5 protein-coding genes are annotated in these 15,150 nt (G+C 59.7%); 3 read left to right on the forward strand and 2 right to left on the reverse strand.

The genetic code is table 11. The annotated features are described in order from the left end of the window. Positions 1-137 precede the first annotated feature (137 nt). A complete protein-coding gene (locus CRO62_RS17120; RefSeq protein WP_097100978.1) occupies positions 138-1,901 on the forward strand; it encodes a glucan ABC transporter ATP-binding protein/ permease in 1,764 nt (587 codons plus the stop codon). Positions 1,902-2,321: 420 nt separating this feature from the next. On the opposite strand, the gene CRO62_RS17125 is transcribed toward CRO62_RS17120, so the two are convergent. After that, complete coding sequence (locus CRO62_RS17125; RefSeq protein WP_097100979.1) at positions 2,322-10,817, reverse strand: GH36-type glycosyl hydrolase domain-containing protein; 8,496 nt, start codon at positions 10,815-10,817, stop codon at positions 2,322-2,324. Between the two features lie 567 nt (positions 10,818-11,384). On the opposite strand from CRO62_RS17125, the gene CRO62_RS17130 reads away from it, so the two are divergent. Then, entirely contained in the window at positions 11,385-12,563 is a 1,179-nt protein-coding gene (locus CRO62_RS17130; protein WP_179784555.1) for a M20 aminoacylase family protein, read from the forward strand. Between the two features lie 452 nt (positions 12,564-13,015). Further along, positions 13,016-14,119: an NAD(P)/FAD-dependent oxidoreductase gene (locus CRO62_RS17140; RefSeq protein ID WP_097100981.1), complete on the forward strand. Its 1,104-nt coding sequence runs from the start codon at positions 13,016-13,018 to the stop codon at positions 14,117-14,119. 13 nt (positions 14,120-14,132) lie between these two features. On the opposite strand, the gene CRO62_RS17145 is transcribed toward CRO62_RS17140, so the two are convergent. Further along, a complete protein-coding gene (locus CRO62_RS17145) occupies positions 14,133-15,107 on the reverse strand; it encodes a threonine/serine dehydratase (protein WP_097100982.1) in 975 nt (324 codons plus the stop codon). Positions 15,108-15,150 lie beyond the last annotated feature (43 nt).

Below are 15,150 nucleotides of genomic sequence, written 5' to 3' on the forward strand. Positions count from 1 at the left end.
GTTTGTTAAGCCGCCATTCAGACTGAAAGAGCGATAATTACACAAATTTCGCCGTCTCATGCAACCTTGCTAAAACAGCATTGTATTGAGACCGAACAATCAACCGCTCGAAACAGACGCTGGACTGGATTGAAAATTTGACCTTGTTTCAGGTTTACACACGCGCCCTGCGCTATCTGACCGTACATAAATGGCGGGTGTTGATCGTTGTCATCGCCAACATCATTCTTGCAGCGATCACCATTGCCGAACCCGTGCTGTTTGGACGGATCATCGACGCCATCTCTTCCGGCTCCGATGTCACGTCCATCCTCATCCTGTGGGCGGGTTTCGGCGTCTTCAACACCGTGGCTTATGTCGCTGTTGCCCGCGAGGCCGACCGGCTGGCCCATGGTCGCCGCGCGACCCTGCTGACGGAAGCCTTCGGGCGGATCATCTCCATGCCGCTCTCCTGGCACCATCTGCGCGGCACTTCGAACGCGCTGCATACGCTTCTGCGCGCCAGCGAGACGCTGTTCGGCCTGTGGCTCGAATTCATGCGCACGCATCTGGCGACTTTCGTCGCGCTCATGCTGCTTATTCCGACAGCCATGGCCATGGACCTGCGCCTCAGCTTCGTCCTGATCGGTCTTGGCATCGTCTACTGGTTCATCGGCAAGTGGGTGATGGGCCGCACCAAGGACGGCCAGGCTTCGGTCGAGGAGCATTATCACAGCGTTTTTGCCCATGTCAGCGATTCCATCAGCAACGTGTCCGTCCTGCACAGCTACAACCGCATCGAGGCTGAAACGAAAGCGCTGAAATCCTTCACCGAAAAACTGCTGAGCGCCCAATATCCGGTGCTCGACTGGTGGGCTTTCGCAAGTGCCTTGAACCGCACTGCCTCCACCGTTTCGATGATGATCATCCTCGTCATCGGCACCGTGCTGGTGAAGAACGGCGAATTGCGCGTCGGTGACGTCATTGCCTTCATCGGTTTCGCCAATCTTCTCATCGGCCGTCTCGATCAGATGCGTCAGTTCGTGACCCAGATTTTCGAGGCGCGCGCAAAGCTCGAGGATTTCTTCGTGCTGGAGGATTCCGTCAAGGAACGGGAAGAACCGGGCGACGCCCGCGAATTGTCGAATGTCTCCGGCACCGTGGAGTTCCGCAACGTCAACTTCGGTTTCGCCAACACCAAGCAGGGTGTCCACGACATCTCGTTTACGGCCAAGGCCGGCCAGACGATTGCCATCGTCGGACCGACGGGCGCGGGCAAGACCACGCTCATCAATCTTCTGCAGCGTGTCTATGATCCGGATTCAGGCCAGATTCTGATCGATGGAACCGACATCTCGACGGTGACGAAGAACTCGCTCAGAAACTCCATCGCCACGGTGTTCCAGGATGCTGGCCTTCTGAACCGCTCCATCCGCGAAAACATCCGCCTTGGTCGCGAATCGGCGACCGACGCGGAGGTCGTGGAAGCAGCAGCAGCTGCTGCTGCGACGGATTTCATCGACAGCCGTATCACCGGCTACCTGACCCAGGTGGGTGAACGCGGCAACCGTCTGTCCGGTGGCGAGCGCCAGCGTATCGCCATTGCGCGTGCTATCCTGAAGAACGCTCCCATCCTGGTCCTTGACGAGGCAACCAGCGCGCTGGACGTGGAAACGGAAGCACGGGTTAAGGCCGCCGTGGACGCGCTGAGAATGAACCGCACGACCTTCATCATCGCCCACCGCCTTTCCACGGTTCGCGATGCCGATCAGGTGCTGTTCCTCGATCAGGGCCGTATCATTGAAAAGGGCACGTTCGACGAGCTCAGCCAGCGTGGCGGACGCTTCACCTCGCTGCTGCGCACCAGCGGCCTGCTGACGGAAGACGAGGGCCAGCCCCGGCCGAAAGCCATCGCCTCCTGACACTCTGGCTTACGGAATATAATAAGGGCGGGTACCGTGGTGTCCGCCCTTTTTCTTTGTCCGTTTTCCAAGGTCTGCGAAGCTGCGGACATGTGCCTTGAAAATGCAGGCAAGCGCCCAGGCCTTAGCCTGGCCATCAGCATTCAGCGATCCAACAGCGCAGAAACATGGCTCTGTAAAACTGCTCTGCCTACGTGCCACGTCGAGAGGGGCACGGCTTACATTCTCGGTGGCCCCCGCAAGAGCGTCGCGAGGCTGCGTCATTTCTCTCATTGAGATGATGCTGGAGATACCCGCCAGGACAAAGTCGTCACCGCGCCTCCGTGCAGATAAACAATACCAGGGCAGCCACAATAAAAGTTCAGGCCCCTGCGTCGCCGCAGGAGCCTGGCTTTAAAAGCAAACGTAGAGCCGGTCGTCTCAGTCGAACGGGATCACCCGATCGTCAGCCGACAGGGGCTTGCCGTCCACGGATACGGAGACCTCCGCCGTGCCGGCCTTACGGCTGACGACGATGTCCTTTGCTTTTCCGTCCAGCGTGATCTTCACCGAGAAGCCGCTCCAGTCTTCCGGCAGCGAAGGCGCGATGTGAAGCTTGCCTTCGGTTCGGGTGATACCGAGAATGCCCTCGATTGCGGCGCGATAGAGCCAGCCGGCGGAACCCGTGTACCAGCTCCAGCCGCCGCGACCCGCATAAGCGCCCTCACCATAGACATCGGCGGTCACCACATAGGGTTCGACTCGATAGGTTTCGGACGATGCCGCGTCGAGCGCATGGTTGACCGGGTTGAGCAGCTTGAAGCAGTTCCACGCCTCCTGCGCACGCCCCTGCTTGGCAAGGGCAAGCACTACCCAGGTCGCCGCGTGGGTATATTGTCCGCCGTTTTCGCGCACACCCGGCGGATATCCTTTGATATAACCCGGATCATGCGGCGCCCGCGAGAATGGCGGGGTGAACAGACGGATGATACCGGCCTTTTCATCGACCAGATGCTCAATAACGGCGTCCATCGCCTGCCGTGACCGGCCTTCCTCACCCTCGCCGGAAAGAACGCTCCAGCTCTGGCCAAGTGAATCGATCTGGCATTCCTCGCTGGTGGCGGAACCGAGCGGCGTGCCGTCGTCGAAATAACCGCGACGGTAGTAGCTGCCGTCCCAACCCGCAGTTTCGAGAGCATTGCGAAGCTTTTCGCGATGCGCCGACCACCTGCCGACACGGTCTGCATCACCGCGCTTTTCGGCGATCGCGATGAAGTCGCGAAGCGCACCGGCCAGGAACCAGCCAAGCCAGACACTGGTGCCCTTGCCGCCGATGCCGACACGGTTCATGCCGTCGTTCCAGTCACCGCCGAGGATCAGCGGCAGACCGTTTTCGCCGGTGCGATGGATGGCGAGATCAAGCGCCAGCGCCGCGTGTTCGTAGAGGCTAGCGGATTTGTCGCTTGTCTCCGGCTGGAAGAAGGCATCGTGCTGCCCCGGCATCAATGCCGGTCCCTTGATGAAGGGGATGCTTTCATCAAGGATGGCCGCATCGCCCGTAGCCGAGACATACTGGTTGATCGCATAAGCGAGCCAGACCACGTCATCAGAGATCGTCGTGCGAACACCGGCACCGGTCAAAGGCAGCCACCAATGCTGGACGTCGCCTTCCGCAAACTGGCGGCCTGCCGCACGCAGGATCTGCTTGCGAGCGAGATCCGGCTGGTAGAGCAGGAATGCCAGCGTGTCCTGAAGCTGGTCACGGAAGCCGAAGGCGCCGCTCGACTGATAGAAGGCCGTGCGCGCCAGGATGCGGCACGCCAGCGCCTGATAGGGCAACCAGCTATTGACCATGTGGTTGAAGCCGGCATCGGGCGTGGTAACCTGCAACTGGCCGGTAAAGCCAGTCCAGAACGCCTTGCTGCCCTCCAGCACTGACTGGAAATCCGCCGCACGGACTTGCTCGATCAGCGTTGCCGCCTCCTCCGCATTGTCGGCATCGCCGAGAATGAAGGTCATATGTCGTTCTTCACCGGGCTTCAGGTGGATTTCCTGCATCAGTGCAGCACAGGGGTCGCCGTCCACCTCGGTGCTGCCACTCAGTGCCGCACCGGACACAATGCCCTGCGGAGCCTGTGCAGAACCGAAGCGGCCGATGAATTCACGGCGGCTGGTGGTAAAGCCGCTTGCCTCGCTGTCGAGCGTCAGGAAGGCAGTGCGGGTGCTATAGTCGATGCTGTAAGGGTTCGAAGCAAAAATCGCATTGCTGCTGGCATCGTGCCTGCTCAGGATGAACGGCGCAGATTTCTGGCCATTATTGCCCAGCACCCATTCCACATAAGCATAGACTTTCAGGCGGCGGCTTTTCGAACCCTTGTTGCGTACAATGAGCTGCGAGAACTTGACCGGCTTTTCACGGTCTACCGTCTGCGTCACCTCGACTTCAAGCTTATCCGTCTTGCCGGTCATTACGGAGTAACCGAGACCGTGACGGGTTTCGAACAGGGCTTCCGGATCACGCGACAGGGCAGCACAGGGCGTATAGAGCTTTCCTGTTTCCACATCGGCAACATAGAAGGCCTCGCCCGGCCGGTTGATGACTGGATCGTTGCTCCAGGGTGTCAGCTGATAGTCACGGGAATTGCGGCTCCAGGTGAAACCAGCGCCTTCCGCCGACACATGGAAGCCGAAACTTTCGTTCGAGATGACGTTGATCCAAGGATGCGGCGTGGATTGCCCACCATGCAGGCGCACGACATATTCCTCTCCGCTTTTGGCGAAACCACCAAAACCGTTCCAGAAATCGAGATCGCCGGCATCCTCGACAGCCTCAGCGACGGGGAACGCCGGCACCGGCAGGCGAGCCTGCGCGGCCTCAGTCGCGCCGTCAGGACCGCGATGCGCCGCAAAAAGCGACACGGCGCGGTTGATCTGGTCGACAATCTTGCCATTCCGCACATGCAGCACGACACGGGAGGCCGCCAGAAGCGCGCTCCAGGTCTCTTCGTCCATCAAGTCGCGGCGAACGGAGAACACATGCGGCCGACCACCATCGGCGGGATTGATGCGACGCTGCGACTCGGAAATATGATCCAGCGCATGCTGCATATCCTGTGCATACGACGCGGCCCGTTCGTTGACGATGACGAGATCGAATATCACACCGCGCGAACGCAGATATTCGTGGGCGCTGAGCGCCTCACGGGCGATATCCATGTCCATATCGTCGTTAATACGCAGGCTGAAGATCGGGAAATCGCCCGAAATGGCAAGCGGCCAAAGCGCCCGCTGCGAAGCAAGACCCGTTTTCAGCGTTTCCGAATCCGCGCGCAGATGCATGTCCGGATAGGTCAGATAACGGCCGAGATGCTGGAAAGCGGCGGCCTGCTGCGAAGTGACACCCACATGGCGCATCTGCACCTGCGTGCGCGTCCATGCATGCACGAGTTCATGGGCAAATGCGTCCGGATGGCGATAACGGTCGATCGCCTTGTCGACTTCCTCGCGGCTCGGCGCGGCAATCGTCCAGAAAATCACGCTCACCTTCTTGCCGGCCGGTACGCGCACAGTGCGGCGCAACGACAGGATCGGATCGAGCGTAAAGCCGTCGGTGTTGGAAAGCGTGGCACCGGTATCGAATGCAGCCGCTTCACCGAGCGATCGGCCGCGACCGATGAACTTGGCACGGTCCGTCTCGAACTCCGTCGGGCGCGATGGACCGGCGTTATCCGCAGCAAGATGCGCGATGATCGTGCCGGGCTCGTTCGGGCTGCGGCGGTTACGCCAGGCGCGGATGACATCGCCGCGCCGGCCGATCTCCGTCTGCACGAACATGCGCGAGAACAGCGGATGGGCGTTGTCGTCGTCTTCCGACGCAATGACCGGCTCCATATAGGAGGTCACTTCAATGTAACGATCCTCGGAACCGACATTGAGCAGCGTGACGCGGCGGCCATCGGCATCGTGCTCGGTGGCGACGATGCATTCAACGACGCTCTGCAGATCGCCGACATTCTTGTGGAATTCGGCCTTGTCGTCGGTGAAGATCGTCTTGGTCTTTTCGCCTTCGATGACACGCGGCTCAGCCGTCGCACTCCACCATTGTCCATTGGTGGTATCGCGCAGGAAGATGAAGGTTCCCCAACGATCTTCGGTCGGATCGGCCTTCCAGCGGGAAATCGCCTGACCGTTCCATTTCGAATATCCCGCACCCGTTGAGGTGAGCATCGTCGAATAATGGCCGTTCGACAGGAAAACCACTTCGCGGTCGCGAACGGCCGGGTCGGCAATGGAGCGCACTTCCGCACGCAGCAGGTCGGCCTGTTCCTTGCCGGGGGTTTCCGGCTCGTATTTGGCGCTCATGACAGGCACTTCGCGCGGTGCCTTTTCCTGCAACAGGAGTTCGGCCGCCTCGATTACCGGGTCGGAATGGAAGAGTTCGCGCAACACACCGTCAAAGGCGACGTTGGCGACAGCCGCGATCGACATGCCGTGGTGGTGGGCATAATAGTTGTAGACCACCGCGCAGACCTTGCCGTCAGGCACACGTGTCGGCGTGAAATCCACGGCATCATGGAAGCCGTACTGGCCAAGCGCGCCAAGCTTGCGCAGCTTGTCGAGGTTTTCCAGCGCACCGTCAGGATCGTACTGGCTGGCGAGGATCGACGCATAGGGCGCGATGACAGCATTCTGGCCGAGACCGCGCTTGAGGCCAAGCGTCGGCACGCCGAAGTTGGTGTACTGGTAGTTCATATTGTGATCGCGGGCGTTGAACGCCGCTTCGGAAATACCCCATGGCGTGCCGAGACGGCGGCCGTGGTTCATCTGTTCCTTGACGATCAGATTGTTGGTCTGGTTGAGAATGCCACCCTGACGCTCCTGCATGACGAGCGGAGGCATCAGATATTCGAACATCGAACCCGACCAGGAGACCAACGCGCCCTGCGCACCGATCGGCACGACCTGGCGGCCGAGACGGTACCAGTGCTCGGTCGGCAGATCGCCCTTGGCGATGGCAAACAGGCTGGTCAGGCGGCATTCGGACGCCAGAAGGTCGTAGCAGGCCTCGTCCAGTTCCTTGCTTTCGACGCGGTAGCCGATCGAAAGAAGACGGCGATCCTTGCGATAGAGGAACGTGAAATCCATCGAGAAAGCGAGGTTGCGGCTGCGGTCGCGCAGCGATGCAAGACGCTGGCGCAGCGGTTCCATATTGGTGAGGTCGATGGCGCTGTCTGAAATATGCGCCTCGCAGCAATCCACGAGCAATTGCGCCCAGCGGGTCACTTCCGCGCTCTGCGCAGACTTCACTTCGTGATCGACATTGGTAGCGAGCTTCTGGATGTCGCGCGCGAGTACCGCAAGATTGATGACGCGGATCGATGCGAATTCATGCTCGCGCTTGACCGAGGCAAGAGCGTTCGAAAAACCGATGATGCGTTCTTCGAGGCGGCGATGCAGCGGACGCAGGTTCTTGCGGTCGTCAGGCAGCGCTTTCAGCGTTTCGCGCAGAATACCGGCGAGATCACCGATACCGTCGAGATTACCCTGAAGATGCGCGGAAGGCGCTTCCGCCCACTGGCGGCAGGCAGACGAAACCGCAATCAGGTGACCGGCGAGATTACCGCTGTCCACCGCCGAAACGTAACGGGGGCCAAGCGTCTGCAGCGTGTCCGTATGGTACCAGTTGTAGAGATGGCCACGATGTTTCTCCATCTTCTCGACGGTCTGGATCGTGTTCTCGATCCGCTCCAGCGTATCGGCAAAGCTGATCCAGCCAAACTGGCGCGCCGAAATGATGGAAAGCAGGTAAACGCCGATATTGGTAGGCGATGTACGCGAGGCAACGATCGGCTCGGGCGTTTCCTGGAAGTTGTCCGGCGGCAGGTGGTTTTCCTGCGGCGTCACGAAGGCTTCGTAATAACGCCATGTGCGACGCGCGATCTTGCGAAGCTCGAAAGAGACGTGTTCCGAAACGAACAGCCGGTCTTCTGTTTCCGCCGACTGGCTGACATACCAGGCAACGGCGGGAGACAGAACCCAGAGCAATGTGAAGGGAATGCCGATCAGGAAGGCATTGTCACCGGGCAGCGCCGCAAACAACAGGCCGAGCATGGCCACAACAGGCGCATGCCACATCTGGCGGAAATAATAGGTGATGCCGCCCTGGGCGCTAGACTGCATGCTGGCGGCGGTGCGCCATTCCAGCATCAGCTTGTGGCTGACGAGCAGACGGTAGAGCGAACGGACAATTGCATCCGTCATCATGCAGGCAGAATCGGCAATGAAGACGATACGCAGCGCAACCTGCGCATTGGTGGCGCGGATTTCCGACCAGATGGTGTGGAAATGCGCCTGCGGCACGATGTCAGTCGAGCGCGGCACGAGGCCGGAAAGCAACGAGAGCGTCGGAGCGACGAACAGCGAGAAGATCAGCAGGATCTGCCAGATCAGCGCACCGAGCGGGTCCATGAAATACCAGCCGAGGATCGAGGCGAAGAACCAGGCAATCGGCGTCAGCGAACGGCGCAGGTTATCGACCATCTTCCACCGGCCGATCGCGGTAACACCACGGGCGCGGTCGAGAATATAGGGAAGCAGCTGCCAGTCGCCACGCGCCCAGCGATGCTGGCGCGAGACTTCCACCTCGTAGCGGGTCGGGAAATCCTCGACCAGTTCCACATCGGTCACCAGCGCGCAGCGCGCAAAGGATCCTTCGAGCAAATCATGGCTGAGGATGGAGTTTTCCTCGATCCGGCCCTTGAGCGCCGCCTCGAAGGCATCCACGTCGTAAAGACCCTTGCCGGTAAAGGTGCCTTCGGAGGTCAGGTCCTGATAAACGTCGGAAACGGTGAAAACGTAAGGGTCGATACCGCGATTGATCGAGAAGACACGCTGGAAGACGGAGGCATCCTTGCCCGTCGTCAGCGAAGGCGTAACGCGCGGCTGCAACAGGCCATAACCTTCAACCACACGTCCCGAGACCGGATCGATGACGGGGCGGTTGATCGGGTGATGCATCTTGCCGACGAGTTTGGTCACCGCATCGCGCATCAGGCGCGTATCGGCATCCAGCGTCATGACGTATTTGACATCGGCCGGCACGATATTGGCGCCACCGAGGAATGTCGTGTCCTTGTCGCCGCGCAGCAGCATGTTCAGTTCATGCAGCTTGCCACGCTTGCGCTCCCAGCCCATCCAGCAGCCTTCGGACGGGTTGTAGATGCGGCGGCGGTGCAGCAGGTAAAAACGCGTCTTGCCATCGAAGGCATAACGGCTGTTCAGCGCCGCCAGTTCGCGCTTGGCATATTCGAGAATCTCGAGATCGTCGCCGGATTGCTCATACTGGGCATCGCGCCAGTCGCTGACCAGCGCGAAATAAATCTCGCCATGCGGGTTGGCGAGATAATGCACCTCGATATTGCGCATCATCTCGTCGACGCTGTCGCGGCTGGTCAACATGCAGGGCACGGCAACAAGCGTGCGGGCGTCCTGTGGAATACCGTTCTTGAACTCGTATCCGACCAACCGGAACGGCTTCACGAAGAAAGTGACGAGCGTGTTGAACAGACCGGTCGCGCCTTCCGAAGCAGGCAATGCAAACATCAAGAGGAATGCGGTCACCACATACCAGGGCATGCCCGCTTCGGCCAGGAACCAGCCGACGGCAAGCATGACGAGCGCGGTGATGAGAAACACTGGCGCTGCAATTGCCAGCCAGTTGAACTTGCGCATTGACCGGACGATATGCTGCGAGACCAGCGGCCTGTAAGCGAGCACCTTTTCAAGCTCGAACCGGCGCTGGCCGACGAGTACGGAGCCGACATTGACGCGATGGTTTTCAGACACCTCGGCAGGCTCGCCGGATCTCGCCATTTCCACGGCGGCACGCGCGACCTCTACCTCTGTCTTGGGGGAGCGACGCGCCAGAAGCTCGATCGTGTTGCGATAGGTGTTGCGCGAACCGAAATCGAGAATCTCGTAATCGGTTTCCTCGCGCAGGACCTTGTCGATATGGCTGACTTCCTCGAACCACACAGACCATTCGGTATCGTCGATTTCCCTCAGGCTCTTGACGATATTGCCCATCGTCACATTGCCTGAGGCCAGCCGGTTGTGTTCCGACATCATGACGTTTTCAGCATCGGTGCCCGCAGCATGCAGGCGTTCTTCAAGCCAGGCTACCGCAAAACCCGAAGTCTGCGAGCCGTTTCTGAGGCGATAGAGGAACTGCGTCGCAAATGTCGGGTCATCGACCAGCGAATCGACCTGCTTGAGAAGCGCTGCGGAGGCTTCCGCATCGTTCAGGCGAATGATTTCGTCGACGACTTCATTCGCCTTCTGGCGCATGCGGCGCGAGCGTTCCACGCGAATGGAGATGCGGCGAAGATTTTCGATGAGGACGAAACGGATGATGGAGGGCAGCGCCCACAATTCGCCGATCTGCAGCGTCTTCGACGTCTGGTAGCCATCCACCAGCGCCGTCATGTTCTCGCGCGAAACCGTGCTGTGGGTATGCGCGACATAAAGCCAGCCGAGCGCCATGACCCGCGGGATCGTCACGCCGCCCACCGTCATTGTCGGCAGCTGGCGATAGAACTTGCGCGGAAAATCGCGGCGGACTTCCTGGATCGCCTCTTCGATGACGTAGTGGTTGTCGAGCAGCCATTCCGCCGCCGGCGTTATCGTCGCGCCATTTTCCGCGTCGACGGCCGTTGTGCGGTAGACACGCAGGATTTCCTTCTCGTTCTCACGGTGGCGCTCGAAGAAGTCGAACTCCATGAAGCCGGGAAGGGTATCGGCACCGTCGCGCGAAAGCGCGGCACCGGCATCATGCAGTTCCTCGACCGTCATATAGGACGCGCGGATCGAATCATTGTGATCGATCTGCTTCGTCTCGGAATCACGGGCGGCGGCGGTCGGGGTAATATGAAATGACATCGGCTCGTATTCTGAACTTTATGGAGAATTGTTCGACTTGACCGGCGTTTCGTCCGTGGCGGGAATACGCACGAAATCGGGCCACGCTATATTTATGACTTATCCTGAACCTTCGGTGAACCGGATCAGACGTTGTGTGCAACGCATCGTCAAACGGCGAATATCCGCAAGCACGGCGTTTTGCTGCGCGATCCCTCCGACCATGCAAAGCCGGGGATCTCTGCGGAGAATGGATTTTCGACGACAGGAAAATTTCGCCCTATGGCCCGGCAATGCCGTTCCAACCGGATTTCGCACCTTCCCCCACGGCGAAAATTGTTCGCGCAACGTCAGATAGTCCCCCTTTGACACCTGAAGGGCAACGCGAGGCCGAGAAGGCCTGCGCCACATCCGAAACGCTAATGCCCCAGGACGTCTATAGTTCCATGCCACCTGTCGCGATACGATGCAAGCGATGAATTTCAAGGCATTCCGGCTCCGGGAACGCCCCTTACATGCCCGCGTATATGCTGCTATGAAATTTGCAAAAAGCGCTGGAAAAAAGCGGCGTAACCAGGGACTTCGAAAATGACCAGACAGACCGCAAACATTGCCTCCTTCGCCAACCATATGCCGGATGTGGTGGCAATCCGCCGCCACCTGCACCGGCATCCCGAAATCGGTCTTTCCGAATTCCAGACCTCGGATTTCATTGCCGGGCAGCTGGTGGAAATGGGTTACGAAGTAACGCGCGGACTTGCCGGAACCGGTATCGTCGCCACACTCCGCAATGGCGACAGTACCCGCACGCTCGGCATTCGCGCCGATATCGATGCCCTGCCGATCCGTGAGGAAACCGGAGCGGAATATGCAAGCGCCAATGATGGCGTCATGCATGCCTGCGGCCATGACGGACACACGGCCATGCTCCTGGGAGCCGCGAAGATCATCGCCGAACGCAGGAATTTCGATGGGACCCTGCATCTGATCTTCCAGCCGGCGGAGGAGAATTTCGGCGGCGCCCGCATCATGATCGAGGACGGACTGTTCGACCGCTTCCCATGTGATGCGGTTTTTGCCCTCCATAACGATCCCGGCGTGCCCTTCGGACAATTCGTCCTGCGTGACGGCCCCATCCTCGCCGCCGTCGATGAATGCAGGATCACCGTCAACGGATATGGCGGCCACGGCGCCGAACCGCAGGATGCGGCCGACCCCATCGTTGCGGGCGCAAGCATCATCATGGCCTTGCAGACGGTGGTGTCCCGTAACATCCATCCGCAACTGTCGGCGGTCGTCACGGTTGGCGCATTCCATGCTGGCGTTGCGAGCAACGTCATTCCCGAGAAGGCGGAAATGCTGCTCACCATCCGTTCCTTCGACGCGGGTGTGCGCAACGAACTGGAAAAGCGCATCCGGGCGATAGCCGAAGGCCAGGCGGCCAGCTATGGCATGAGTGTCACGCTCGATTACGAGCGCGGCTACAATGCGACCGTCAACCACAAGGCGGAAACGGACTATGTCGCCGGTCTCGCCCGTCGTTTCGCCGGGGCGGAAAAAGTGGTTGAAATGCAGCGCCCGTCCATGGGCGCGGAAGACTTCGCCTACATGCTTGAAAAACGGCCCGGCTGCTACTTCTTCCTCGGCACCGCGCGCACCGAAAACGACCCGCCGCTGCACCATCCGAAATTCGACTTCAACGACGATATCCTGCCAATCGGAACCGCCTTCTGGGTCGATCTGGCGGAGGATTATCTCAAGGCGTGAATGAATATAAAAAGGCCGGTCGGAGGAGCGACCGGCCTTTTTTTCTCACGTTTCCTGATGAGAAAATCTGGGAGGATCAGGGAACGAGACCGAGTATGACCGCGGCGACAAAAGCCACGCACACGCCGACAAGAGCCGCGTGAACCGAATCTCTCCAGTTTCGTTGCGACTGGGGCTGCGAGACAAAGTCTTTTGCTTTTCCGGCCTTGGAATAAGACATTGTACAACTCCCTTCCTTGCTCGGCCCGTCAAAGCAGGCACTGCTTATTTCCCCTAAAGAATAGCTTTATTCCCCACTGTTTCAGTAGAGATAAAATTCCATAAGTTCGGCGCATTGGGAAAAATACGGATCGCGACTTGCCGCCGGACAAGCATCAATCTACCCATTGCGCAGGATCAACGTCGCAGACGGCATTTCCGTTCAAAATCATTGGCAGGCTCGGATAAGGACCATGACGGATATCGACGCCATCATCATAGGAGCCGGGGTGATCGGACTGGCGACGGCCCGCGAGCTGGCGATGCGTGGTCTTTCCGTCATCATCCTCGAAGGCGAAAAGGAATTCGGTTCCGCCACCTCTTCGCGCAACAGCGAGGTTATCCACGCCGGGCTTTATTATCCTGAAGGCAGCCTCAAGGCACGCCTTTGCGTTGAAGGCAGGGAGCGGCTTTATGCGTTCTGCCAGAGCCATGGCATTTCGCACCGCCGCTGCGGTAAACTCATCGTGGCAGCGAACGCGGACGAGACGGCTCTGTTGGCGGCCCTCAAGGAAAAGGGTAACGCCAATGGCTGCGACGACCTCGAACTGATCGATGCCACGCAGGCGCTGTCGCTCGAGCCTGCGCTCACCTGCGTAGCGGCCCTGCTTTCACCTTCGACCGGCATCATTGATAGCCATGGTTATATGCTGGCACTGCTCGGCGACGCGCAAGACCATGGTGCAGCCCTCGCCCTCAATGCACCGTTCGAAAGGGCCGAAGCGGCCGGCAACGGTTTCCGGGTTTACGTGGGTGGGAAAGAGCCTCTCAGCCTGACATGCCGGATACTCGTCAATTCCGCCGGCCTTCTGGCACCGCTGGCGGCAAAACAGATCGAGCGATTGCCGAAGCACACGATCCCGGAGGCGCGTTTCGCCAAGGGCAGCTATTTTTCGCTGACCGGCAAGTCGCCTTTTTCACGGCTCATCTACCCCGCACCGCATGCTCACGGCCTTGGCGTGCATCTGACGCTGGATCTCGCCGGTCAGGCCCGTTTCGGGCCGGATGTGGAGTGGGTCGACACCATTGATTATGCCGTCGATCCCCGCCGCATGGAGGGTTTTGGCGACGCGATCCGCCGCTATTGGCCGGGCCTACCAGAACATGCGCTGATCCCGGCCTATTCGGGCATCCGGCCGAAGATTTCAGGACCCGACGAACCGGCAATGGATTTTCGCATCGACGGGCCGGAAACCCACGGCCTTGCCGGTCTCGTCAATCTTTTCGGCATCGAAAGTCCCGGCCTCACCGCCTCACTGGCGATAGCCAACGAGGTTGCGACACGGCTCGAGGCCTGATCCCACCCTGATCTCAGCCGAAACGGGACAGTGCGCTCGCCATGATCTCCGGATCGACATTGCCGCCGGAGGCAACAGCAATCACCGTTTCGCTCCCCAGCTCGTTGCCGTGAAACAGCGCCGCCGCCAAGGCCACCGCGCCGCCCGGCTCGACGACGACCTTCAGCCTGTTGAAGGCGAGAACCATGGCCCGCAGTGCTTCCTCTTCGGTCACGGCAATGCCTTTTCCGCAAAGCCCAACCATAATCGGGAAGGTGATGTTACCCGGCTGAGGCGTGACGATTGCATCGCAGATCGAACCGGAAGTCGTTGCATTCCGCTCAATCCTGCCCGTTGCGAGTGAGCGCGCCACATCGTCGAACCGCTCGGGTTCTGACGTCCTGACCTTGTAGGTCGGCGCTTTCGCCGCAAGGGCAAGGGAGATGCCGGATGTGAGGCCGCCGCCGCCGCAGGGCACGAGAACCTCGGCCGCATCGATACCGAGTTCCAAGCCCTGTTCGGCGATTTCCAGCCCGACAGTCCCCTGCCCTGCAATCACCAGCGGTTCGTCGTACGGCCTGATCAGGGTCAGTCCGCGCTCGCTCGACAGGCGATCGCCAATGGCGTCGCGATCGTCATTCGCCCGGTCATAGAGAACCACTTCCGCACCATAGTCGCGGGTATTGTCGATTTTGATCTTTGGCGCATCGGACGGCATGATGATGACGGCAGGCACGCCGTGCAGACGAGCAGCAAGCGCGACGCCCTGCGCATGGTTGCCCGAGGAAAAGGCTATCACGCCACGGGCGCGCACATCGGCTGGCAGACCGGATACCGCCGACCAGCCACCGCGAAATTTGAAGGAACCCGTTCTTTGCAGGCACTCGGCCTTTACGAAAAGCTTCCGCCCGGCAATCTCATCCAGAAAATGCGACGACAGAAGCGGTGTCCGCACCGCATGTTCGCCGATGCGCTGGCGCGCCGCCTCGATCATCGAAATATCTGTCATGCCCTGCCCCTGTAATGCGGATGTTGGGTGTACATTAGGAGGT

Source organism: Rhizobium sp. AN6A (assembly GCF_900215635.1).
GTDB classification, from domain to species: domain Bacteria; phylum Pseudomonadota; class Alphaproteobacteria; order Rhizobiales; family Rhizobiaceae; genus Agrobacterium; species Agrobacterium tumefaciens.

Coding starts and splice junctions, on each gene's coding strand:
- CRO62_RS17130 (WP_179784555.1), top strand. CDS start 11,385: ATGACCAGACAGACCGCAAACATTGCCTCCTTCGCCAACCATATGCCG.
- CRO62_RS17125 (WP_097100979.1), bottom strand. CDS start 10,817: ATGTCATTTCATATTACCCCGACCGCCGCCGCCCGTGATTCCGAGACG.
- CRO62_RS17145 (WP_097100982.1), bottom strand. CDS start 15,107: ATGACAGATATTTCGATGATCGAGGCGGCGCGCCAGCGCATCGGCGAA.
- CRO62_RS17140 (WP_097100981.1), top strand. CDS start 13,016: ATGACGGATATCGACGCCATCATCATAGGAGCCGGGGTGATCGGACTG.